The sequence below is a fragment of the Chryseobacterium pennipullorum genome, from assembly GCF_003384725.1.
Classification (GTDB): domain Bacteria; phylum Bacteroidota; class Bacteroidia; order Flavobacteriales; family Weeksellaceae; genus Chryseobacterium; species Chryseobacterium pennipullorum.
In genome coordinates this window covers 20,394-43,768 of record NZ_QNVV01000023.1, presented here as the reverse complement: position 1 = coordinate 43,768, position 23,375 = coordinate 20,394, and the positions used below count along the sequence as shown (strand labels likewise).

General features: G+C 39.5%; 29 protein-coding genes. 11 read left to right on the top strand and 18 right to left on the bottom strand.

What is annotated here, in order from left to right:
* Positions 1-89: 89 nt before the first annotated feature.
* Positions 90-2,678, top strand: a complete 2,589-nt coding sequence (gene mutS, locus DRF67_RS19145) for a DNA mismatch repair protein MutS (protein ID WP_115929909.1) — start codon at positions 90-92, stop codon at positions 2,676-2,678.
* 28 nt (positions 2,679-2,706) lie between these two features.
* Here the strand turns inward: mutS and DRF67_RS21655 are convergent, their stop codons facing one another.
* The 6 genes from DRF67_RS21655 to DRF67_RS21635 all read right to left on the bottom strand — a co-directional run bounded on the left by DRF67_RS21655 (position 2,707) and on the right by DRF67_RS21635 (position 3,958).
* A complete protein-coding gene (locus tag DRF67_RS21655) occupies positions 2,707-2,868 on the bottom strand; it encodes a hypothetical protein (protein WP_165851845.1) in 162 nt (53 codons plus the stop codon).
* 42 nt (positions 2,869-2,910) lie between these two features.
* The gene (locus DRF67_RS21650; RefSeq protein WP_165851844.1) at positions 2,911-3,072 is read right to left on the bottom strand and encodes a hypothetical protein; all 162 of its coding nucleotides are present in this window, start codon (positions 3,070-3,072) and stop codon (positions 2,911-2,913) included.
* A 149-nt stretch (positions 3,073-3,221) separates the two neighbouring features.
* Positions 3,222-3,383, bottom strand: coding sequence for a hypothetical protein (locus DRF67_RS21645; RefSeq protein ID WP_165851843.1), 162 nt, complete (start codon positions 3,381-3,383; stop codon positions 3,222-3,224).
* A gap of 37 nt (positions 3,384-3,420) precedes the next feature.
* The gene (locus DRF67_RS21640) at positions 3,421-3,579 is read right to left on the bottom strand and encodes a hypothetical protein (protein WP_165851842.1); all 159 of its coding nucleotides are present in this window, start codon (positions 3,577-3,579) and stop codon (positions 3,421-3,423) included.
* 35 nt (positions 3,580-3,614) lie between these two features.
* Entirely contained in the window at positions 3,615-3,773 is a 159-nt protein-coding gene (locus DRF67_RS19140; RefSeq protein WP_115929908.1) for a bacteriocin, read from the bottom strand.
* Between the two features lie 29 nt (positions 3,774-3,802).
* Positions 3,803-3,958, bottom strand: a complete 156-nt coding sequence (locus tag DRF67_RS21635) for a hypothetical protein (RefSeq protein ID WP_165851841.1) — start codon at positions 3,956-3,958, stop codon at positions 3,803-3,805.
* 149 nt (positions 3,959-4,107) lie between these two features.
* On the opposite strand from DRF67_RS21635, the gene DRF67_RS19135 reads away from it, so the two are divergent.
* From DRF67_RS19135 to DRF67_RS19125, 3 genes are all read left to right on the top strand, one after another.
* Complete coding sequence (locus DRF67_RS19135) at positions 4,108-4,596, top strand: TlpA family protein disulfide reductase (protein WP_115929907.1); 489 nt, start codon at positions 4,108-4,110, stop codon at positions 4,594-4,596.
* Between the two features lie 9 nt (positions 4,597-4,605).
* A complete protein-coding gene (locus tag DRF67_RS19130; RefSeq protein WP_115929906.1) occupies positions 4,606-5,262 on the top strand; it encodes a thioredoxin family protein in 657 nt (218 codons plus the stop codon).
* A 73-nt stretch (positions 5,263-5,335) separates the two neighbouring features.
* Positions 5,336-5,728, top strand: coding sequence for a ribosomal maturation YjgA family protein (locus tag DRF67_RS19125; RefSeq protein ID WP_115929905.1), 393 nt, complete (start codon positions 5,336-5,338; stop codon positions 5,726-5,728).
* 13 nt (positions 5,729-5,741) lie between these two features.
* Here DRF67_RS19125 and DRF67_RS19120 read toward each other — a convergent pair whose 3' ends face one another.
* The 5 genes from DRF67_RS19120 to DRF67_RS19100 all read right to left on the bottom strand — a co-directional run bounded on the left by DRF67_RS19120 (position 5,742) and on the right by DRF67_RS19100 (position 9,456).
* Positions 5,742-6,158, bottom strand: coding sequence for an energy transducer TonB (locus tag DRF67_RS19120; RefSeq protein WP_115929904.1), 417 nt, complete (start codon positions 6,156-6,158; stop codon positions 5,742-5,744).
* Between the two features lie 12 nt (positions 6,159-6,170).
* Complete coding sequence (locus DRF67_RS19115) at positions 6,171-7,091, bottom strand: YARHG domain-containing protein (protein ID WP_115929903.1); 921 nt, start codon at positions 7,089-7,091, stop codon at positions 6,171-6,173.
* Positions 7,088-7,726, bottom strand: a complete 639-nt coding sequence (locus DRF67_RS19110; protein ID WP_115929902.1) for a DUF2306 domain-containing protein — start codon at positions 7,724-7,726, stop codon at positions 7,088-7,090. The genes DRF67_RS19115 and DRF67_RS19110 overlap by 4 nt, the downstream gene beginning before the upstream one ends.
* A gap of 6 nt (positions 7,727-7,732) precedes the next feature.
* Positions 7,733-8,140 carry an energy transducer TonB gene (locus DRF67_RS19105; protein ID WP_115929901.1) on the bottom strand — a complete coding sequence of 136 codons (408 nt, stop codon included), beginning with the start codon at positions 8,138-8,140 and terminating at the stop codon, positions 7,733-7,735.
* Between the two features lie 113 nt (positions 8,141-8,253).
* On the bottom strand, positions 8,254-9,456 hold the full coding sequence (locus DRF67_RS19100; protein WP_115929900.1) for a BaiN/RdsA family NAD(P)/FAD-dependent oxidoreductase: 1,203 nt from the start codon (positions 9,454-9,456) through the stop codon (positions 8,254-8,256).
* Between the two features lie 113 nt (positions 9,457-9,569).
* Between DRF67_RS19100 and DRF67_RS19095 the strand changes: the two genes are divergently transcribed.
* From DRF67_RS19095 to DRF67_RS19075, 5 genes are all read left to right on the top strand, one after another.
* Positions 9,570-10,064 (top strand): acyl-CoA thioesterase, encoded by a 495-nt coding sequence (locus DRF67_RS19095; RefSeq protein WP_115929899.1) that lies wholly within the window; start codon positions 9,570-9,572, stop codon positions 10,062-10,064.
* Between the two features lie 89 nt (positions 10,065-10,153).
* A complete protein-coding gene (gene thiL / locus DRF67_RS19090; protein WP_115929898.1) occupies positions 10,154-11,206 on the top strand; it encodes a thiamine-phosphate kinase in 1,053 nt (350 codons plus the stop codon).
* Positions 11,207-11,302: 96 nt separating this feature from the next.
* Positions 11,303-12,124, top strand: a complete 822-nt coding sequence (locus DRF67_RS19085) for a helix-turn-helix domain-containing protein (RefSeq protein ID WP_115929897.1) — start codon at positions 11,303-11,305, stop codon at positions 12,122-12,124.
* 156 nt (positions 12,125-12,280) lie between these two features.
* The gene (locus tag DRF67_RS19080; RefSeq protein ID WP_115929896.1) at positions 12,281-13,516 is read left to right on the top strand and encodes a multidrug effflux MFS transporter; all 1,236 of its coding nucleotides are present in this window, start codon (positions 12,281-12,283) and stop codon (positions 13,514-13,516) included.
* Between the two features lie 85 nt (positions 13,517-13,601).
* Positions 13,602-14,510, top strand: coding sequence for a DUF6268 family outer membrane beta-barrel protein (locus DRF67_RS19075; RefSeq protein WP_115929895.1), 909 nt, complete (start codon positions 13,602-13,604; stop codon positions 14,508-14,510).
* 109 nt (positions 14,511-14,619) lie between these two features.
* On the opposite strand, the gene DRF67_RS19070 is transcribed toward DRF67_RS19075, so the two are convergent.
* The 7 genes from DRF67_RS19070 to pepT all read right to left on the bottom strand — a co-directional run bounded on the left by DRF67_RS19070 (position 14,620) and on the right by pepT (position 20,918).
* Positions 14,620-15,354, bottom strand: a complete 735-nt coding sequence (locus DRF67_RS19070) for a LytR/AlgR family response regulator transcription factor (protein ID WP_115929894.1) — start codon at positions 15,352-15,354, stop codon at positions 14,620-14,622.
* Positions 15,335-16,405 carry a sensor histidine kinase gene (locus DRF67_RS19065; RefSeq protein ID WP_115929893.1) on the bottom strand — a complete coding sequence of 357 codons (1,071 nt, stop codon included), beginning with the start codon at positions 16,403-16,405 and terminating at the stop codon, positions 15,335-15,337. The genes DRF67_RS19070 and DRF67_RS19065 overlap by 20 nt, the downstream gene beginning before the upstream one ends.
* Before the next feature lie 77 nt (positions 16,406-16,482).
* The gene (locus DRF67_RS19060) at positions 16,483-17,079 is read right to left on the bottom strand and encodes a porin family protein (protein ID WP_115929892.1); all 597 of its coding nucleotides are present in this window, start codon (positions 17,077-17,079) and stop codon (positions 16,483-16,485) included.
* 153 nt (positions 17,080-17,232) lie between these two features.
* Positions 17,233-17,481: a hypothetical protein gene (locus tag DRF67_RS19055; protein ID WP_115929891.1), complete on the bottom strand. Its 249-nt coding sequence runs from the start codon at positions 17,479-17,481 to the stop codon at positions 17,233-17,235.
* Positions 17,482-17,636: 155 nt separating this feature from the next.
* Positions 17,637-18,944, bottom strand: coding sequence for a hypothetical protein (locus tag DRF67_RS19050; protein ID WP_115929890.1), 1,308 nt, complete (start codon positions 18,942-18,944; stop codon positions 17,637-17,639).
* A gap of 153 nt (positions 18,945-19,097) precedes the next feature.
* Positions 19,098-19,664 (bottom strand): energy transducer TonB, encoded by a 567-nt coding sequence (locus DRF67_RS19045; RefSeq protein WP_115929889.1) that lies wholly within the window; start codon positions 19,662-19,664, stop codon positions 19,098-19,100.
* A gap of 6 nt (positions 19,665-19,670) precedes the next feature.
* The gene (pepT, locus tag DRF67_RS19040; protein WP_115929940.1) at positions 19,671-20,918 is read right to left on the bottom strand and encodes a peptidase T; all 1,248 of its coding nucleotides are present in this window, start codon (positions 20,916-20,918) and stop codon (positions 19,671-19,673) included.
* 188 nt (positions 20,919-21,106) lie between these two features.
* Between pepT and DRF67_RS19035 the strand changes: the two genes are divergently transcribed.
* Together DRF67_RS19035 and DRF67_RS19030 are read left to right on the top strand one after the other, a co-directional pair.
* Positions 21,107-21,955 carry a hydroxymethylglutaryl-CoA lyase gene (locus tag DRF67_RS19035; RefSeq protein WP_115929888.1) on the top strand — a complete coding sequence of 283 codons (849 nt, stop codon included), beginning with the start codon at positions 21,107-21,109 and terminating at the stop codon, positions 21,953-21,955.
* A 183-nt stretch (positions 21,956-22,138) separates the two neighbouring features.
* Entirely contained in the window at positions 22,139-22,975 is an 837-nt protein-coding gene (locus DRF67_RS19030) for a sulfurtransferase (RefSeq protein ID WP_115929887.1), read from the top strand.
* Positions 22,976-23,375 lie beyond the last annotated feature (400 nt).

Below are 23,375 nucleotides of genomic sequence, written 5' to 3'. Positions count from 1 at the left end.
TGACAGGGAAAAGTTTGTTATAAGATTAACGTATAAACAATTCACGAACCCTGAATTTATTTTTTTAAATTTGGGGCTCATTTTTTACTATGGCAAAATCGAAGAAGGAAACTCCACTTATGACGCAGTATAATACCATCAAGGGTAAATATCCTGATGCACTGTTACTTTTCAGGGTAGGAGATTTTTATGAAACTTTTGGGCAGGATGCCGTGAAGACCTCCCAGATTCTGGGTATCGTTCTTACCAAAAGAAATAACGGGGAAGGGAGTGTAGAACTGGCCGGTTTTCCGCACCATTCAATAGATTCCTATCTTCCGAAGCTGGTAAGAGCGGGCATGCGGGTTGCGATCTGTGATCAGCTCGAAGATCCAAAAATGGTAAAAGGAATTGTAAAAAGAGGAGTGACAGAGCTGGTGACTCCCGGGGTAACCTTCAACGACCAGGTTCTTAATTCCAAAAAGAATAATTTCCTGCTTTCTTTGCATAAGGAAAAAGAGAAATATGGGATTGCGCTGGTCGATATCTCTACGGGAGAGTTTCTGGTAAGTGAAGGAAACCTTGAGAAGCTGCTGCATATCGTCAATACTTTTGACCCGAGTGAGATTATTTTCCAGAGGAGTGTGCAAATTCCGGAACAGTTTAAAAATAAAAATGCCTTTAAGCTTGAAGACTGGGCATTCCAGTACAATTTTGCCTACGAAAAGTTAACCGCTCACTTCAAAACTAATTCATTAAAAGGATTCGGAGTGGAAAATCTTCCTCTGGCCATCACGGCAGCAGGGGCTATTTTTGCCTATCTGGTGGAGGATACCCACCATAACCTGCTCTCCCATATTACCAAACTTCAGATCATCCCACAGGAAGATTATCTGATGATGGATAACTTTACCTTAAGAAACCTGGAAATTGTTTACCCAAGCAATCCACAGGGAAAATCGCTTCTGGATATCATTGATAAAACTGCTACTCCGATGGGAGGGAGGCTCTTGAGGAGAAGAATTATTCTTCCTTTAAAATCTGTGGATGAAATTATGAGGAGGCTTTCCCTGATTGATTTCCTGAATGAAAATGATCAGCTTAAGTATGAAATCAGCCAGCTGCTGAAGTCTATTTCCGACCTGGACAGACTGATGGGCAAGCTGGCGGCAGAGAAGATTTCACCTAAAGAGCTGGGTTATCTTCGACAAAGTTTAATCAACATACATAAAATAAAGGCATTGCTGCATCCCTATGCTGATGTACTGGCATGGATTGAGCCCTTATTCAACCTTGAAGAATTGATCACACACCTCCAGAACCACCTTAATGAAGAACTACCGGTAAGTATTGCCAAGGGAAATATCGTCAGGGAAGGAGTGTCTGAAGAGCTGGACAGGTTGAGAAACCTGCAAAGTAAAGGCCGTGGGTTCCTGGATGAGATGTGTCAGCGGGAGATTGAAAGAACAGGTATTACCAGTCTTAAAATAGATTTTAATAATGTCTTCGGATACTATATCGAAGTGAGAAATACTCATAAAGATAAAGTTCCGGACGATTGGGTGAGAAAACAGACCCTGGTGAACGCTGAGCGATATATCACTGAAGAGTTAAAAGAATATGAAAGCCAGATTCTGGGTGCGGAGGAAAAAATAGGGGTTCTGGAAACCTCGCTGTATCGAAATGTATGTGGAGAAACAATGGTTTATATTGACCAAATCCAGGGGAACTCCAATATTATTGCCCAGCTTGATGTTGCGGCAGGACTATCTGAGCTGGCTGTATCTGAAAGCTATACCAAACCTGTACTGAATGACGGATATGCAATCGACTTAAAAGAAGCAAGACACCCAATCATTGAAAATGCACTTCCGTTGGGTGAAAAATATATTCCCAACGATATATTCCTGGATAAGGATTCACAACAGATTATTATGGTGACAGGGCCCAACATGGCAGGTAAATCAGCCATACTGCGCCAGACTGCCATTGTATGCCTGCTGGCTCAGATTGGAAGCTTTGTTCCTGCAAAGCATGCCGAAATCGGAATGCTTGACAAGATCTTTACCCGGGTAGGTGCTACAGATAATATTTCTGCCGGAGAATCTACATTCATGGTAGAAATGAATGAGGCCGCCAATATTCTGAATAACATTTCGGAACGCAGCCTTATCCTACTGGACGAGATCGGACGTGGAACCTCTACCTACGACGGGGTATCCATTGCCTGGGCTATTGCCGAATATCTTCATCAGCATCCTACACAGTCCAAAACCTTATTTGCAACCCACTACCATGAGCTGAACGAAATGACAGTGAATTTTGAACGGGTCAAAAACTTCCATGTTTCAATCCAGGAGAATAAAGGAAATATTATTTTCCTGAGAAAGCTGATTCCGGGCGGAAGTGAGCACAGCTTTGGTATTCACGTTGCCAAACTTGCAGGAATGCCTTCTAAAGTAGTGAATAGAGCAAATGAGATTCTTAAAACCCTGGAAGCCAGCAGAACGCAGGGTGGTGGGACATCCGAAAATATTAAGAGGGTGACCGAGGAAAATATGCAGCTTTCATTTTTCCAGCTGGATGACCCGGTCCTGGAGAACATCCGCGAAGAGCTGACAAAAATAGATATCAATACGCTGACACCTATTGAAGCGTTGATGAAGCTGAATGCCATAAAAAAAATGATTGGAGGATAATCCAATCATTTTTTTTGAGTTCAGTCAATTAGCAGCAAGGCCCGTCCTGAATCCCGTGAACACCATACAATTCCTGTCCGGTGTTTGGATCAATGCAGCTTACCACCAATGGACATACAGGTCCGGCTCCGCTGATTTGTTTCATCTCTTTTTTAGTCAGTTTTCTTTTCTGAATGTTGGTTTTTTTCATAGCAATTTTAATTAGGTTGTGATATAACGTTGAAGGCACTGTTTAACAGCAGTATCCGTTTTTGCCCACAGGCCCGATGATCATGAAATGAGACGGAACCCCTCTCAGTTTACACAGACCTTCCGCACATGCCGCCGCTCCACCGTTAATTTCTTTCAACTCAGTCTTGGTGAGTTTTCTTTTTTGAATGTTCGAATTTTTCATAATGTTGTTGATTTGGTTGTTATATGATAACGTTAATTTGTTGATCATTAGTATGTTATGTTCTCTTCAGTCGCCAAGGTGACTTCAACAGAAATAGTCAATCATGGAAATGACCGGACATCCATCCGGTCATTTGTATGTTTCAGGTATTAGCAGCAAGGTCCGTCCTGAATTCCCTGTACTCCCATCTGCTCTTCTCCTGTATAACGGTCGAAGCAGCTGAATACGATCGGGCAATGAGGTCCTGAGCCATTAATTTCTTTTAAATCTCTTTTGCTAAGCTTTCTTTTTTGAATGGTAGACTTTTTCATAGTATTTTAATTTTGATGATTGTCTTTTTCGGTGTGATTAGCAGCAAAAACCGTCTCTTCCCAGAAGACCTGGGATCAGTTCACCGGTTGATGGATGTACACAAAAACCCCGTATACATAAAGGGGGAGCGCTTCCATTGATTTCTTTCAATGCACTTTTAGTAAGCGCCTTTTTTTGAATTTGTGATTTTTTCATGGTTGTTTTTAGTTTAGTTTTGTAAAAAATGTTGATTAACAGCAGTATCCGTCTCTTCCTACACGTCCTATTCTGTACTCATCCGAACCCGGAACCATACAAAATCCTTCCACGCAGAAAACACTGTTTCCGCCATTGATCTCTTTTAACTCTTTTTTAGTTAGTTTCTTCTTTTGAATGATTGATTTTTTCATGATAGTTATTTTTTTTTGTGATTATTAAATTAACAGCAGTATCCGCCTTCTCCTACAAGACCTGGTTCAAGCATTCCGGAATCATGTATACAAAAGCCTGGACGGCATCTTACAACAATACCTCCATTGATTTCTTTTAATTCTGATTTTGTTAACTTTCTTTTTTGGATGTTTAATTTTTTCATGGTAATTTTAGTTTGATGATAAGCTAAGTTACATTTTATTTTGAATAATTCAATATCAGGTGAAAGAAATTAATGTAATTGTTGAAATTATTAACAAAGTTTAACAGGTTGATGCTCATAGGGAAAGAAAGCATTCGTTACTTTTGAATATGAAGAATTGGATAATATTACTGATGATATTCCTGTTCTGCGCAGCTTTCAAGGCTCAGCAGGCTCAGATTACCATCATGAAGTACGAAGATCTTGAAAAACGGATTCAGTTGGAAAAGAATAAGCTGGTTGTGGTCAATTTCTGGTCGACAACCTGTGCGCCTTGTGTCAAAGAGCTTCCGGATTTTATGGAAGTCAATGGGCAATATGCTGACCGACAGGATTTTAAAATGATTTTGGTGTCTCTGGACCGGCTCGCAGATAAGGACCGCGTATTGAAATTTATCAAAAATAAAAACCTTACCGCAGAGGTAGTGCTGTTGGATGATATCAAAAGGATGAACACGTGGATTCCCAGATTTGAGCAAAACTGGGATGGGAATATTCCCGTTACGTTGTTTTATAAAAATGGAGAAAAGTTTCACTTTAATGATGGTGAAATGAGTAAGGAGGAGCTGGAAAAAACAATTAAAGAAAATTTACAATAAATAGTTGCTATGAAAAATATTAAAATTTTAATGATGGCCTTCGTTGCCGGGCTTGGTCTTCTCAGTTTTACAACGGCAGATCATCATGGAGACAGACAGGGGACAGAACGTTCATCTTCAGTCAAAGGGTATGAAGTAGGAGATGAAGCTGCAGATTTTAAGCTTAAAAATATTGATGGTAAAATGGTCTCCTTAAGTGATTATAAAAGCGCTAAAGGATTTATTGTGATATTTACCTGCAACCACTGCCCGTATGCCAAGAAATATGAAGACAGGATTATCGAACTGGATAAAAAATATAAGGATCTGGGATATCCTGTGATTGCTATCAATCCCAATGATCCTAACGTACAGCCTGAAGACGGTTATCAACAGATGATCGACAGGGCTAGGCAGAAAGGCTTTACCTTTCCGTATCTGGTAGATGAGGGGCAAAAGGTATATCCGCAATATGGTGCCACGAAAACACCTCATGTCTTCGTATTGCAAAAAGAAAAAGGTAAGAATATCGTGAAATATATTGGAGCTATTGACAACAATTATGATAATCCCGCTGATGTATCAGAATACTATGCTCAGGATGCCATAAATGCTCTGATAAAAGGAGAACCGGTAAAAATGACCAAAACGGTGGCCATCGGATGTACAATCAAAGTAAAGAAATAATATATTTCCAGATATTAAAAAAAATCGGTGTTCCCGGAACACCGATTTTTTATGTCATAAATCTCCGATTGAAATGAAATTAAAATTCAGCTTGCCTTACCTGTTCCTTACTGTTTTTATTTTTCTCGCAGAAGTGTTAATAGCCACCATACTGAAGGATATCTTCTTCGTTAGAGCCTACCTGGGTGATGTTATCGTAGTTATGCTTCTGTATACCTTTGTTAAAAGTTTTATCAAAGTAAATGATTATAAACTTATTTTTGGAATACTAATCTTTTCGTGCATTGTAGAATTTGCCCAATATTTCAATATTGCGGAGAAGTTGGGTTTCAGGCCTGGAAGTATAATGTATATAGTAATCGGAAATTCTTTTTCATGGATTGATATTCTTTGCTATGCTGTAGGTTGTCTGTTGCTTTATATTGGAGTAAAAATGAAGCCTTCAAAAGAATTGAAGGCTTTGTAAATCTATATAGGTTCTATTTTGTAGTTTTAAATACTAAAGGCTGTCTGGCTCTTACCCGTACTATTTCTCCATTTTTTTCTCCGGGAATCCATTTTGTTTTGATTTTTTTAAGCGCTTTTATGAATTCGTCTTTAATGGCTTTATTATCATTGGATTCCATCGTAATATTGGACATGCTGCCATCTTTTTCAATGACAAAAGTGGCAACCGCCGATGCTTCTTTAACTCCTGCATCAAGCAATACCTGAGATCGGAACTGGTTTACAAACTCATTTCGAAAGGCAATCATGCCACCCGGAAATTCTGGTCCTTTATCTTCAACGGGAGAAGCGGGTCTCTCTTCAGTGTGTTGAGGAACACCGGAACCCTGTTGGGCTTTTAAAGAAAATGTACCCCATAACAGGATACTCATGATCATAATTTTTTTCATTCCTTTTCGAATTTATCTTCCAAAACTATCATATTTATCTTCCGCATATTTGGTAAACCGATTCAGAAGAGCGACGTTTTCTTTTTCCAAAGGAGAAAGCTCGTTATCTACATTATTTGAAACGGGAATATACCAGTCTGTTTGCTCAAAGAAGTATCTGTAGGTATTCTTTTTGAAGGAGTAGCCGTGTCTTGCAAATACGGAGTTTTTAATAATTTCAAGATCCAGTTTTCTCAGATTTTTGAGCTCCTTTTCAGTTAGTTTTTGTGTAGATGCATTCAGTTTGAAGATCGCTTCAGAAGCCACCCTGTTTTTGGATGTGGTATAGCTCTCCGTTTTTCCGGTTTCTTCATTCGTATATTTTTCTACAAAATCCTTAGGGTTTGACCAGTCGACCAACTCAGAATCTTTATCGAGCATAAAATTCGGATTGTAGACAAAATCTTTCCTGATGAGTTTAAGGTTTTTTAGAGGAGCTTTTACGGCACTTTTATTAAAGGCATTCCATTTTCCGGTCAGGCTGTCGCCGGACAATTTTACCTCGAATCTGCCATCGGTTTTGTCACTTCCTGGCTCGTCCAGTACAAATGATTTGGATGATTCATTGAAAACCCCTCTGAAAGGACGTTGGGTACCTTCTACAATACTTTGCCCATAAACGCTGTCTTTGGTAATTCTGTTGATTTTCAGAGATATCCTTTTGTAAACGCCACCGTCATATTCCGTGCCATCACTTTCATCAATCATCTTTTCCTTACCGGCAAACTCGCCGGTATAAATTCCATAGTATTCCTGATGAACTTCCGGGATGACTACTGAATCTTTTTTTGCAGTCAGGGAGTCCTTTCCTGATTCGTTGTTTTTCCCTTCTTTCTTACAGCCTGCCAAAGAAACTGCGATCAAAGAGATCAAAGTGTAATGTGAGAGTTTCATATCTGTTTTTTTGTAATTAAGTATTCAATAATAAGGATATTGGGAATCCAGCCCAGCCATGCGATGATCTGGTAAACATCCATAGGATTGGGATGGAATAAATATACAATAATAACTTTCCACATCCGTAAGGTTATGGCTGATAATGTGAACGCAAAGCTTCGCCACATCCACTGTTTGTGTTCTCTAAATTTCTTCTGCCTGGCCAGCTGATAGGCTTTAAAGGTAGACAACCACCATGCTGTCCCTAAAATGATAAAGGAGATTTTGGATAAGATTCCACCGTTCGCAAAGATCCCCATATAAATTCCCGATGGTGCCGCGAATATTAGAATGAGAAAAATATAAAATTTACCCATACTTCTGTGAAGGGTTTTTATTCCAAAATCTTTTCTGATAATAGCCAGAAACCCCGAAAGAAGGACAAAAATACTGGTGTAAACGTGAGTGTAGAAAAATGCGAGATACTCCGGTCTTTGTCCTACTTCCGTCTGTTTGATCATTAAAAAGCTGATATTAGGATCAAAAGGGATATACTCCAGAGTGATTTTGAGCATCAGCCAAAAGAAATACCCAAATCCGATTATTAGGAGGACCTTCAGAGAAAAGATGATATTTTTTTTGGCTCCTGTCATAGGGATTTATTCAACAGTAGCTGTAAATGGAACATTCAGCCATACTTTCACTGGCTCTCCATTATAATAGGCCGGTTTCCACTTGGTTTTTATTGACTTTATAACCCGTTCAATTTCTTTGTTGAAAGTCCCGTTGTTTCCCGTGACCGAAACATCTTCAATCTTTCCTTCTGTACTGACCGCAAACTTTGCTAAAGAAGATATTTTGGTTCGCGTTCCACTGAGAAAGCTGAGGTCTGTGCTTTCTGCAGCGGTGATGCGGAACGCCATCATTCCTCCGGGATATTCTGCCGGCTCATCCGCTTTGGGGCCATTGTTATCAGTAGTTTGTTCTATCTGATCTTCTTTTTCCTGCGCCAAGGAGCAGACAGAAGTGCAAAGTAATAGTAATGCTAGAATATAACGCGTCATCATGTAAATAGTTATTAAGTATATGATATCTTCTTACTACCTTCTCCGTTTGGCAGAAGATTTCCGTCTGCTATGTAGATAAGGATTTTCCCGTTGCTGAAATTGAAGCTAGAATATCACAAGCTGTTGAGGTCCTGGGCAATCAACCAGCCTTCACTCCAGCAAGCCTGGAAATTGAACCCACCGGTTACGGCATCGATATTCAAAACTTCTCCGGCAATATAGAAATTAGGAAGCAGTTTTGATGCCATGTTTTTAAAGTTAATTTCCTTTAAATCAACCCCTCCAGCAGTTACAAATTCATCTTTAAAGGTTGATTTTCCGTTGACCAGGAACTTTTTCCGGCAAAGGTTTTCCAGGATCTTCTGAATCTCCTTTCCTGAAAGGTTGGCAACCTGCTTGTTCAGATCTACCTTTGAAATCTCTAAAATCTTCTGCCAGAACCGGTTGGTTACCTCAAATATCTTTGACTGGCCTATGGTCTTTTTAGGATTATTTTGTTTGAAATTATTAAAAATTTCCTCGGCTTCATCTGTTTCTACAGAAACAAAATTAACCTCAATTTCAAAATTATATTTTAGCTCCGCAAGACGTATGGCTTCCCATGCGGAAATCTTTAGAACTGCAGGTCCTGAAAGTCCCCAATGGGTAATAAGCAAGGGACCGCTTTCCTCTGTCTTTAGCTTTGGTATTGAAATTCCGGCATTTTCAAAACTTGTTCCCGGAAGATCTTTCAACAAATCATCTTTGATATTAAATGTAAAAAGGGAAGGAACAAGGTCTACGATCTTATGCCCCAGTTTTTCAACAATTTTCAGTGATTTTGGAGAGCTTCCGGTTGTATAAACGATAATATCTGCCTCAAAGTCACCCAGACTGGTTTTCACAAGGTACTGATCATCCTGTTTTTGAATTTCTTTGACAGAACATTTTGTTTTTACTTCAATATTTTTCTTCCGGACTTCATTCTGGAAAGTATTGATGATGGTCTGGGAAGAATTGGATTCAGGAAAAGTTCTGTTGTCATTTTCAATTTTTAAGGGAACACCACGCTGGTCAAACCATTCCATTGTATCCCCGGGCTGAAATTTTGTGAAAACACTCAACAGCTCTTTGTGTCCACGTGGATAAAACTGAACAAGATCCCTGGGATCAAAGCATGCGTGGGTGACATTACAGCGTCCGCCACCGGAAATTTTCACCTTCTGAAGGACATCCGAGTTCTGTTCTAAAATGGTAACCGTATATTTCTTTTCGTCAAGGTTGGAGGCACAGAAAAAGCCTGCAGCGCCACCTCCGATAATAATGATCTGTTTCATGTATGGGTAATCCTATGCGGAAGATTATTTTTTCAAAAGTACAATTTTTATAAACCATCTTATTTGAGTATTTTTGAAGAATATAATTTAATTATACCAAAAACGATTTTCAAATGACTTTCTACCATAAATTCGAAGTGCGATGGAGCGACCTGGATGCCAATAAGCACCTAGCCAATTCATCATATGTACAATATTGTGCCCAAGCCAGAATGGCTTTTATGACCAAAGAGAAAATGGGGGTTACCCAGTTGAGCAGATGGGGGATAGGACCCGTGATCCTGCATGAGAGGTATTCTTTCTTCAAAGAAATCTATGCAGATCAGATTGTGATTGTAAGCGTAGAAATAGACGGATGTGCAGAAGATTCATCCATTTATCGTTTCGTTCATAAATTCTATACTCCGGATGGGGCCCATTGTGCTACTTCTGAAGCGACAGGAGTATGGATTGATATGATGCTGAGAAAAATGACCACACCACCGGATGACGTAGTGGAAGCCATGAATAAATATAAAACCGAGGAAACTGTTGTGCTGTCCAGAGAAGATTTTAAAAAATTCCCTTTCCACCCGCACAATATCGACCCGACAGAACTTACTATATAATGCAAAGTTTAAGTTCAAGTCAAATGTGCTGAGGATTTCAAAGTCGTTTATTGCATTTTACATTGGACATTGCACAAAAAAAGAAACTTATGTTTGAAGATAAATCACAGGAGCTGACGCCCATTTCAAAATTAGGAGAATTCGGTCTTATCAAGCATTTGACAGAGCATTTTCCTTTGTCTAACGAGTCTTCTGAACTGGGAGTAGGAGACGATGCCGCAGTTATTAACCCCGGTCAGAAAAGAGTGGTTCTTACCACAGATGTTTTGGCAGAGGGAGTTCATTTTAATCTGGGATATGTCCCGTTAAAGCATTTGGGCTATAAGGCGGTTGTCGTTAACCTCAGCGATATTGCTGCCATGAATGCGGTACCTACCCAGATACTGGTTTCTCTTGCCGTTTCAAACCGTTTTCCGGTTGAGGCTTTAGAAGAAATTTATTCAGGAATTCAGGCTGCCTGTACAAGGTATAAGGTGGACCTGATAGGAGGAGATACTACAAGCTCCAACTCAGGATTAGTGATGAGCATAACTGCTGTAGGCATTGAAAACGAAGATCAGATCGTAAAAAGGAGTGGTGCAAAACCCAATGATCTTCTTGTGGTAACAGGAGATCTTGGCGGAGCCTACATGGGCCTGCAGATTCTGGAAAGAGAGCACGCTGTATTCCTTGCAGATCCCAATATGCAGCCGGAAATGGAAGGGTATGATTATATTCTGGAGAGACAGCTGAAGCCTGAAGCCAGAACGGATGTAAAAACGATCCTGGAGGAGCTGGATATCAGACCTACCTCGATGATTGATATCTCGGACGGTTTGGCGTCGGAAATCCTTCACCTTTCAGATCAGTCTGGAGTAGGATTCAGGCTGTATGAGGAGAAAGTTCCTATGGACAGCCTTACGATCTCCACTGCGGATGAAATGAATTTAAATCCAGTGATGACTGCATTAAGCGGTGGTGAAGATTACGAATTGCTGTTCACGATCTCACCAAATGATTTTGACAAAATTAAAAATCATCCTGATTTTACCATTATCGGACACGCTGTGGAAAAAGAAGATGGAAACTTTATGGTCGCCAGAGGTTCCAATCAACTGGTTGCCCTTACAGCTCAGGGTTGGGATGCTTTTTTAAGCCAGTAAAACCGAAATTTATATTTAATTTTAAATATTGTAAGAAAACCGCAGCACTTTTTCGCTGTGGTTTTTGTTTACCGCTAATTATTTTACAGTACCGTGATGAGTACCCCAGAAAAAGAAATTCCTGTTCATCATCTGATTTCTGAAGAATTTCAGATGAGTACGCTGAGTGCAGCAGGTCCCGAGAACTTCCATGATGTTCACCGGCATAATTTTTTTGAAATTATCTGGTTCAGAGAGGTGTATGAAAACAGCTGTTTAGAGCTGGATTTTGAAAGCTACAAACTTCAGAACAATCAAATCTGTATCATTGCGCCAGGCCAGGCCTTCAACATGAAATTAGAAGGAGAAGAAGGATATGCAATGGCAATAAGCAGGGAAATTTTCAACGAAGCCTGCCATATAGAATCTGTGCTTACCGGCGGTGAGCTTCCCTTTTTCTTGAATCCGGAAAATGAAAAAACCTGTGGTACAATTATATCTCTGATTGAGCAGGAATATAAAGCCGCATCAAGACCAGAACTTTTAAAAGCTTATCTGAAAGCATTTTGTATCATCATCGGAGAGCAGATTAATCCGCAGGAACCTTTGTTGAATGACCGTCAGAGAATTCAGGAACTGATAGGACTTATTGAAAGACATTATATAGTCCATAAAGAAACGGGTTTTTATGCTGATCAATTAAAGATAAGCACGCATCATCTTAATGATATTGTACGCCTTTTGAGAGGAACGACAGTGAAAAAAATGATCTCCCAGCGTCTCATCCTGGAAGCCAAAAGAGAACTTAGCTTTGGTGCGCTCACCATAAAAGAAATTGCCTTTAAGCTAGGTTTTAACGATGCTTCATATTTTTCAAGGTTTTTCAAGAAACATACGGGCCAGAATCCTGAAAATTTTAAAAATAATGAAAAAAGATAATCCTCAATATTTGCTGTCATGATAGATTTTAAATAACATTTTTCAATTTTATTCCTCAGTTTGTCCTATACTTCCTTCAGTTCTTGTATTGAAATACGATACTTTTTACAGCAATTTTGCAGCTGAAAAATCGCCTGAGAAGGTTTATGTTATTTTATGAAGAAGAATTTGAATATTGTAGTGTTTATTCTTGCACTACTCAACACATTGGAGTCGCTAAGTATAGATCTTTATCTTCCCGCATTCCCAAGGATGGCCGAAATTTTTAAAACGGATATCGGACATATCCAGATCTCTATTTCGGTGTTCTTTGCCGGTTTTGCTTTTGGGCAGCTTTTGTGGGGCCCTTTATCAGACAGGAAAGGACGAAAGCCTACGCTGTACTGCGGCCTTTTACTTTTTATTATAGGAACAACCGCCATCTATTTTACCTCAGATATTCATGTTTTATGGGCAATGCGCTTTCTGCAGGCCTTCGGTGGAAGCGCAGGAATTGTGATTGGGAGAGCCATAATTATAGATCTCTATGATAAGCAGAAATCTGTCGCCATCTTTTCTCAGCAGTCTCAGATCAGCGGAATCGCTCCTATTGTAGCTCCGCTATTGGGAAGTGTATTTCTCAAATTCTGGGGCTGGAACAGTTCTTTTGCCTTTTTATGTATTATGGGACTGATCACATTTTTCATGGTATACAAATATGTACCGGAAACCAATACCAGAATCAGTCTTTCTGATGATGAACTTATGGATGAAAAAGGATTAAAAGACCAGCTGAAAATGATTATTTCGAACAGAGATTTTATCAACAGTACCATGGTAGGAAGTATTGCTTTTGCGTCTTTGATTATTTACATCTCAAATGCACCGTTTTTATTTATGGAGATCCATGGGTTTTCGAGCAGTACATTTAGCTTTATTTTCGCTTTCAACTCACTGGCGTTGATAACAGCGGCTTATATTACGCCTAAACTGATCAAAAGAATAAGCAATTCAACACTCTTATTTGCGGCTACGATTGTATTGCTGGTTGTGTGTACGCTTCATATTCTGATTGCTGCTGAAAACCTTTCCGTAGCTCTTGAAATCGGGATGCTTTATCTGTCATTACTGGCTATTGGTATTTTGTTTCCTATCACCTCAGCTCATGCTTTATCTCCATTTAAAGAAGGAAGGGGAACGGCAGCGGCATTATTGGGCTTTATGCAGTTGATGGTTACCTTTTTAATATCAGGGCTGATCGGTTTTCTGGAAGCAGATTCTATTATTCCTATGGTCGTAACGCGTTCCGCAATGGCGGTAATCGCGGTGTGGTTCGGGTACCGTATTTTTAAGGCTCAAAAAATTGATGTTGTAAATACCCATTCTAATCCGGAAACTCATCCTCTCATTTGATCCTTTTGTCATACGATTCAAGCACTTAATCAAGTAATTTTTGTAAGCAGCAGTCAAAGGGCTCTCTTTGTATAAAATTTAAAATATGAATAGAAACCTTTTGACAGCTTTCTGCTGTCTGCTGCCGTTAGGGTATGGAGTATTTGCACAAACCGGACTCTCTGCAGAGCTTAAAACCGAATATATTCCCGGTTCCAGTTATATCCGTCCAGAAGACAGTACGAAAACAGGTTCGAAAAGTGACTTTAAAAGGATAGAGCTTAACCTCAGTATTCCTTTATCTGTAAAAAAAGATAAGGAGGGAAGGGTAAAGGCCTGGTCGATGCTGCTCAACGGATCATATGCAAAGATGACGCACAGGAATTACGACACCCCTTTATTTCCGGATGAGATGTTGAATGCTCAGGTGGGAATTCAGCATATGAGGCCATTGGGAAAAAAATGGAGTATGATGATGATGGCATCAGCAGGAATATATACAGACCTTGAAAAAATAGATGTTAATGACATCCTGGGGCAGGGCGGAGTTCTTTTCATCAGACATTTCAGTCCCAACCTTGCATTGGGTGGAGGTCCGGTATTAACCACTGCTTTTGGGGTTCCGATGATTTTACCATGGATTTATTTTGACTGGAAAACCCAGGGGAAGATCAAGTTCAAGATCAACTTCCCGGAAGGTATGGAGGCCGGTTATCTGTTTTCAGACAAATTTGCATTGAAGGGAGTAGTGAACCTCAGCGGAATGACAGTAGAAAGAAATAAAAATGGAAAGTCTATGCTGTTAGGTTACCAGCAGATTACTGCCGGCCTGAGGCCTGAATTAAAACTGAACGATAAACTTACACTTCACATCACAGGAGGAACAGCTCTGCTGAGGGGATTCAGTGAAAACGACAGGAAGATCAAAAGTATTTTCAAAGATAAAAAAATGGATGACCCCAGGTTTGCCAGTACATTTTATGCCGCAGTGTCCCTTCGCTGGAACCTGCCTTAAAGGAAAGCTGAGGAAGGAGGCCGGAAAAAGATCCTGCTATTTTGAAATAAGATGATCCTATACGCTTTTTTTAGCTGAACTTCAGCCTCCTTCTTTTCCTTCTCTACAGCTATTTGCTGATCAGTTTCTTATACACCACCTGGTTCAGCAGTTCTTCTTTCCGGGTACGTGAAATGGGAAGTTCTGTTTTATTAATAAAAAGACGTCCTCCTGAGATCATATCGATATGCGTAATATTAATAAGATAGGATTTGTGAATCCTGAAAAAATGATCAGAAGGCAATGATTCTTCTATTGCTTTCATCGTCTGATGGATGACCAGCGACTTGTCTTTAAAATGAATCTTCGTATAATTTTGCATGCTTTCAATGTACAGGATATCTATCCAGGATACTTTGATAAAGCTATCAGATTGCCTTACATACAGATAAGGATCATCCATAAGGGTATTTTTCTTTGCCTTTTCACTGATGATAAACTGTTGCTGCGCTCTGTTGACAGCCTGATAAAACCGGTTAAAAGCAATAGGTTTTAGAAGATAATCTGCAACCTGCAGCCTGAATCCTTCAAGAGCATATTCGGAATAGGCAGTCGTAAGGATGCATAACGGTGGGTTTTCAAGCTGTTCCAAAAAATCCAGACCGTTGAGATAAGGCATGTTGATATCCAGGAAAAGAAGATCTATTGCAGTCTCTTTTACTTTAGCATCAGCTTCCAGTGCGGTTGCGCAGGTGCCTTCCACTGTTAAAAAATCAATCTGATCTGCCAGTTCTTTCAGATGGAACCTGGCGAGTGGTTCGTCATCTATGATCAGGCATTTCATTTTAGGAATTGTATAGCTCATTTTTTTCAGAAAGGTGTAAGGTTAAAGTGACTTTATAGATAAGATCATCTGTTTCAAGTTTCAGTTCATGGGCGTTGGGATACTGTAATTTTAAACGTTTTTTTACATTCTGCAGCCCGATTCCTCCACTTCCTTCCTTCTTTTTGTACATGGGCATATCTGAATATGAATTTTCAACATAAAAAAATAGCTTGCCGTTCTCTTGCGTAGAGATGATCTTTATATAACCTTTATGCCCGGGCAGCCTGCAGACATACTTAAAGGCGTTTTCAATGAACGGAACCAGCAGCAACGGAGCGATATACGACTTTTTATCAGCCATTTCCCACGTGGCTTTTACGTCCAGCTCATTCCCCCATCTTAGTTTTTCAACCTCCACAAGGTTCTGTAGATATTCAATTTCTTTATCCAGGGGGACAAAGGGTTTGTTGCAGTCATAAAGCTGATACCGGAGAATATCTGAAAACTTCATCAGAAGGAAATCGGCAAGCTGCGTATCGGTTTTCATCAGAATGTGGATGTGATTCATAATATTAAAAACCACATGTGGGTTGATCTGATCCTGTAAGAGCTTAAGTTGGTTCTCCAGATGAACCTGCTGCAGAAGGATATGATCCCGTTCTATTTTTCCGTGCTCCTTGTAGAATTTAATCCCGCACGCAGAGCCATTGATCAGGAATGATGCAGGTAAGGACATATAGAATCCCTTCCATAAAAAAGGCAGCTGATCCTTCAGTGAATCCGGCAGCTCATTTTTCGGAGCTACCTCAAGATAAGTGAAGATAATGGAAAAAATGATGCTCAGGCTGAAAATAACCAACGTCGCCTGAATCAGAAAACGGGGCATTTTCTTAGCTCTTAAGGCTTGGGGAAGCAGCTTATTGGTTAGAAAATGGGTGAATGTAAAAGAACAGATGGCCAGAATGACTGCCTGCACCATAGCCAGATACTTATCCGTGGCGGTCTGAAAGTTACACCATAGTACAATCGTAAAGACCAGCCAGAAAATAAAAGTGACCAGATATTCTCTTGAAACAAAAGATTTTGTCATAGATTTCAAATATGGAGATAAAAAAATTAGAAACTGCAGGGAAAACAGTTTCTAATACGTAAAGATAATTTAAGTTTTTAGAATAAAAAATAGCCTATCCCAAGGGTAAAGCTGTGGGGTTTGGACTTAAACTCTTTACTGATGTTTGAGAGCCCGGTTTCATACCTGAGATCTACGGTGAAATTCTTGTAATCTACCCCAACACCGCCGGTAATGCCGATGTTCGATTTGTCGAATTTTTTAAATCCATTCAAGACTGCATCAGAGGTGGATATCTTGTTATTAAATGCATAGCTGTAAACTCCACCGGCGAATAATCTAACATTAAAATCATCGGCTTTTACAACCTTGTACCCCAAAACAACAGGAATATCGATCGCATTCCAGGTTAGCTTTGCGGAATTTCCGTCTTTTATTTCGTATGACGTTTTTCTTTTGTTGAATAACGCTTCTCCTTGTACATACAGCCTTCCAAGATCTACTCTCGTCATCACTCCGGCCTGATAACCGAAGCCGTATTTTCCTTCCAAGGAAGAAGATTCCGTTGAGGTTTTTGTAAAACTGGTTCCGCCCTTTACCCCAATGTGAAAAGCCGGGGTTTGCTGAGCCTGCATCTCTACTGTGCATGAGATACATAGTAAAAAAGTACTTAGTGCTAAAAATTGTTGTTTCATAAAATTAAATTCTGTTAGAAATTTGATGCAAAACAACGGATAGGAAAGACAGGATGAAATTTTATTTGATGAACGGTACAAATGCAATGACAAGGTCCGGTTTCAGGATGAAAAAGAAATCGGAAGTACTGAATACTTCCGATTGACTGTTATTTAATAAGGTTGTTGTTCTTCACAGATGGTTGGTGGAATACAGCCACCGCCACCGCCTCCTGGATTTCCTCCTCCTACGGCAATGCACTGGCCGGGACTTCCGTCTTCGTACATTTCACAGGCTTTTCCCCAGGCACACTGGCAATCGCTTTGGCAATTATAAGAATCTCCACCCATGTGGCAGTTATCTATTCCACTGCCGATAATTGTGGAAAGATCTTTTCTCAAAAGTTTTTTCAATTTTTTCATGATACAGTTTGGTATTAAATGTTACTGTTTAAAATTGTACATCTGTGTAAATATAATAAAATTGACTTAATTAATTGTAAATGAATTGAATATCTATGTGTTACAAAAGAAGCCACTGCATCAGTGGCTTCATCATATGAATAATAGTTTCAGCCTTAAAAACTGAAATTCTTCTGATACAGCAAATATTCTTTTTTGAACAGAGGAAAAGTACCTTCGTACCTTAAAGGAGCGATTCCGAAACCATAAAACATATCTGCCTGGATTTTACCCTGCACAGAAAACACCCCTTTTTTATCAGGAATAAATGTCATGGCTAACGACGAAACGGCAGAAGTTCTTCCCCGCAGTCCGGAGTTGGCAATTGGTATAGAGATAAACATCAGTCCTACAGCACCTTTGGCTTCAAGTCCAGCTTCTGCTGATAGGTTCCCTTCCACACCGGTGAGGGCAGGATCTGATTTCTTTTTCAGGTTGATATTGAGCGCCGGGGTTTTACCGACCAGAAAGTTTGCATTTCCTTCAATGTCCAGAATTTGTCCCTGTACCTTCCCTGTAGCCTGTACTCCAAGAAATGGCCCCGCAGAGATAGTGGGGCTTAAAATCAATCCCGTAGGGCCTAAAACGACAGGAACGATTGGGATATTCAGATAGTCTGTGGTGCTTGCCGTATAGCCAAGGCTTCCCACCAGGTTTGCAGAACTCTGAAGCTGGATATCATCCATGATGAGGTTGACATAAAAATCGGATAAATGCCCCCATGAGAAGGTAATGTTATAATCAATTTTTGGAGTAAAACCCCCTCTTACATTCACATTGGAAGTTCCCGCAGACGATAGAGGGAATGAAAATGTTTTATCAAAATCAAAGCGGTTGAAAGCAACGATCTTTTGACTGTGGAGATTCCTTGCCTCAATAGCATGTATTTTATTATTGATTTCCTGGGAAACCATCCCTTCTACAGGGACATAATTCACCATTTTTCCATTGATGTTGACAGGAGCCTTGCCTGAAGGATCATAAACACCGCTAAGGGTTCCGCTATAAATAAATTCTTCAAGTTTCGCACTGGAGGTTTGTACCGTGAACTGATTATTGATCTTAGAAACGGCAGTCACTTTTGAGAGGATAGTGCTTACCTGATCATCTTCTACTTTTGTTCCTACAATGACTGTTCCTGCCGAGATACTGTCTGTTTGTGCAGTCGTTCTGCGAAATGTGATTTTCCCGTCATTATGAGTGGAAATAGCATTTATGGATTCATCATTCAGAATAATAACATTTTCCTGCAATGTCAGATTGCCTAATGTCTTCATAGAATGAGACACTGATGGCTTTTCAACAGGAGTATCCGCCGGATCATCCTGAGAACAAGACGTTAAAATAAACAAACAGAAAATAGAACAAAGAAGAGGAAAATAAAATTTTCTGTTGATTTTGAAATAATTAGATTTCATTTTCATAAGCAGTGATTTTTAAGTTTCATTCTAAATTAGATAAATTATATATGGCTTACAAAAGAATTACATTAAACTGGTGTTAATAACATAATGATTTCCATTAATTTTTTACATATGAAAAAAAACAACCCGCTATCATTGTAGCGGGTTGTTATATTATTTTTTAAAAGTTAATGTCATGGGAATTGAAACCGCAGAGGATACCGGTTTTCCGCTGACCTCGGCAGGTTTCCACTTGCCTTTATCTCTGATCCGGTAAAAAGCAGCCTCAATAAACGCATTTACATCTTCATTATTTCCCTTCACCTGGGCGTCCAGAGCATTACCTTTAGAGTCTACAACAAAACTGATTGTGGCTTTATAAGCTTCAGAATAAAAATTCAAAAAGGTAAGATCAATTGCCTCTGATAAAAGCCTCTGAAAAGAAGTTCTGCCTTTGTCATATTCTGCTTCCTTCGTCATTTTGGCTTTTGCAGGCGGATCTGCAGCAATCATTTTCTTCTCTTCTAATGAAACCTTCTCCAGAGCTGCTTTGTATGCGTCTATTTTATCTTCTGTAAGAAGCCATTCCTTCTTGGTTCTTAAATCATTAGGCTTGGGATATTTATTATACAAAGCCGTTTTCTTTCTTTCATAGCGTGAATCTGCCCTCTGAAATTCAGAAACCTGGGCACTGCCGAAAACAAAAGTCAGAATACTTGCTAATGCCAAGAACTTTTTCATAGGTAATTAAGCTTTTACGATATTAATGATCACCTCTGTAGCCTTTTCCATACTTTCCAAAGCTACATATTCGTAAGGCCCATGGAAATTGATTCCCCCTGCAAAAATATTAGGGCATGGAAGTCCCATATACGATAGCTGAGCACCATCTGTTCCTCCTCTGATTGCTTTAATCTTCGGCTCAATACCAGCTTCAGTCATTGCTTTTGCAGCAAGATCCACAATATGCATTTTGCCTTCAAACTGTTGCTTCATATTTCTGTACTGCTCTTTTATTTCTACTTCAGCAGTTCCTTCACCATGCTTTTGGTTGAATTCTGCAATTTTTCCTTCCAGGAATTTTTTTCTCGCTTCAAACTTGTCAGCATCGTGATCACGGATGATGTATTGAAGTTTAGCTTCCGAGATATCTGCTGTAATGTCCATTAAATGATAGAACCCATCAAAACCTTTTGTCGTTGCTGGAGTTTCATTAGCCGGAAGCATCTGTGCAAATTCAGCCGCCAAAAGTGCTGCATTCACCATTTTCCCATAAGCATAGCCAGGATGTACGCTCAGTCCGTGGATTTTTACCACTGCTCCGGCAGCATTGAAGTTTTCATACTCCAGTTCTCCCACTTCGCCACCATCCATCGTATAGGCCCATTCAGCACCGAATTTGGCTACATCAAATTTATGAGCTCCTCTTCCGATCTCTTCGTCCGGAGTAAATCCTACAGCAATTCTTCCGTGTTTGATCTCCGGGTGGGCGATAAGATATTCTGCAGCAGTAACGATTTCTGCACAGCCTGCTTTGTCATCTGCCCCAAGAAGTGTATTTCCGTCGGTTGTTATCAGGGTCTGCCCCACATATTTCTTCAGACTTTCAAATTTTTTGGGAGATAAAGTAAATCCTGTTGTCTGATTGAGCAGAAGGTCATTTCCGTCATAATTTTCCCAAACCTGAGGCTTTACGTTCTCACCACTAAAGTCAGGTGATGTATCATAATGTGAAATAAATCCAATGGTAGGTCTATTATCATTTTCCAGGTTAGAAGGAACATACCCCATAATATAGCCGTTAGCATCTATTGAAACGTCTTCCAGACCGATCGTCTTTAGCTCTTCCGTAATATAATTGGCGATATCCCACTGGCGGGGAGTAGAAGGGGTAGCTTCACTTTCTGCATCACTGGTTGAATATATTTTAACATAACTAAGGAAACGGTTCAGTAATTTCTCTTTCCACAATGGGTTGAATTCTATTGTACTCATCAGATTGATCATAAATTTCAACAAAGTTAGCAAATTTGCCGGTCAGAATGCCTTATTTGCGATTGAATATCAATTATTGAAATTTTAAATCAAATATAAATCTTTGAAAATCAAAATAGTGATAGATTTGTATGTAGAGTATACCAAATTGTTTAGTTTTATTATATTTGAGAAAATCAAAAGTAACAATGTTTCTTACCGAATGTCCTAGAGATGCCATGCAGGGCTGGGGAGAGTTTATCCCTACCCATAAAAAAATAGATTATATCAACTCTTTAATGGATGTTGGTTTTGATGTATTGGATTGTCTGAGTTTTGTATCACCAAAAGCTATTCCGCAGATGGCAGACTCTGATGAAGTTGCCGAAAATATTGATAAATCCCGTTTCCGCACTAAAGTTTCTGCGATCATCGGAAACTACAGAGGTGCTGAAAAAGCATTAAAACATCAGTCGGTGGATATCCTTGGTTTTCCATTCTCAATTTCTGAGACATTTCAGCATAGAAATACCAATAAAAGCCAAGAAGAAGCTTTTGAGGAAATTATGAGAATGCTTGATCTGGTAAAAAGTGAGGGAAAACAGCTGAACATCTATTTTTCTATGGCTTTTGGAAATCCGTACGGGGAAATGTGGAAGTGGGAAGATGTAGACCGCTGGGCCCAAAGGTTCTCCGAAATAGGTGTGAAAGACGTTTTGCTTTCAGACACAACGGGAGTAGCGACCCCTGAAACCATTGCGCTTTTGTTTGAAAAAATTCCTTCCAAATATCCGGAAATCAATTTTGGCGGCCATTTTCATAACCGGTATGAAGATTCTTATTCAAAACTGAAAGCGGCTTATGACCAGGGATGCAGACGATTTGATAGTGCCATCAAAGGCATTGGCGGATGTCCTATGGCAAAAGATGATCTGGTAGGAAATATGCCTACAGAACAGGTCATCAATTTTATGAGTGTTGAAAAAGCAGAGCACAAGCTGAATCTTTTAAACTTTGAAAGTTCTTACAACAAAGCTAAGGATATTTTTCATTTTTAAAATGATTTGAAATCTCCCGCAGATTTAGCAAATGACGCAGATAAGCAACTGAAAATTAGGATCTGCGGAATCTGCGTGAAATTAAAAAAATATAAATAGGAGCGGACTTTAGTCCGCTTTACTCTATTCATTAATCCATTGGCTTTAGCCAAAACCTAATTAGAATAACCTAAAATCAACAAAATGTCTCCAATAATTTCACCTTCTGATTTAAAAAAACTTCCAACGGAAAACCTCATCATTCTTGATGCAAGAGCAGGAAAAGATGTAAAGCAAAATTATCTTGAAAGCCATATTAAAGGAGCGCGACTGATTGATCTGGATACAGATTTGGCGGAAATAGGAGATGATGCGGCTTTTGGAGGAAGACACCCGCTTCCAACTCCTGAAAAATTTGCAGAAACACTTTCCAATCTTGGGATCTCAGAAAACTCTCATATTGTTATTTATGATGATAAGAACGGATCGAATGCTGCTGCCAGGGCTTGGTGGATGCTAAGATCCTTTGGCTTTGCAAACGTACAGGTTCTTGATGGTGGTATACAGGCTGCTGAAAAAAATAATATAGCACTTTCATCTGGAGAAGAGACTTTTGAAAAAGCCCCAACGATAAAAAAGGAAGTTTGGGATCTTCCTGTTTCAAGCCTGGAAGACGTTGAAAACGAATTAAACAGCAATTCTTCCACTGTAGTTGATGTAAGAGATGCTTACCGGTACAGAGGAGAATCTGAGCCTATTGATCTGGTTGCCGGACATATTCCGGGAGCGATCAATATTCCTTTTTCAGAGAATCTTGACGAAAACGGAAACTTCCTGAGACCTGAAATTCTAAAAGAAAAATATAGTCAATTACTGGAAAATAAGCCAGAAAATCTGATTATTCATTGTGGTTCAGGGGTAACCGCATGCCATACGATTTTAGCATTAGCCCATGCAGGTCTTAAGATTCCAAATCTTTATGTAGGCTCATGGAGTGAATGGAGCAGGAGAGAGGGCAAAGCACTCGCAAAAGAAGTGTAACATAACCCCTGAATTTGAGGTTCTGATGATACAAAAAAGGATGTTACAATATGACATCCTTTTATATTTTCCATCGAGAAAATCTTCATTCGCTGCATCGGATCAAAGATTTAGAAGGAAGACAAGTATTCTTAGTTCTTATACAAAAAACGATCGCTAAGGCGTTCCTCTCAGGTATGGGAGCGATCTTTGCTGAACGAAATGCCCTTGCGTTCGGAAAATATGAGGTTTGTTTAATAAGATCTAGCGATTGTTGCGTTAAAAAAAACAGCTTCAAGCTTTACAGCTCTTGTAAAAAGAGTAAACTAAAATTTTTTAAAGCAAATAAAAAACAAAGATAGTTGCCGAAATAAACCGACAACTATCTTATAAATTATTAATTACCTTATCCTATTAATCT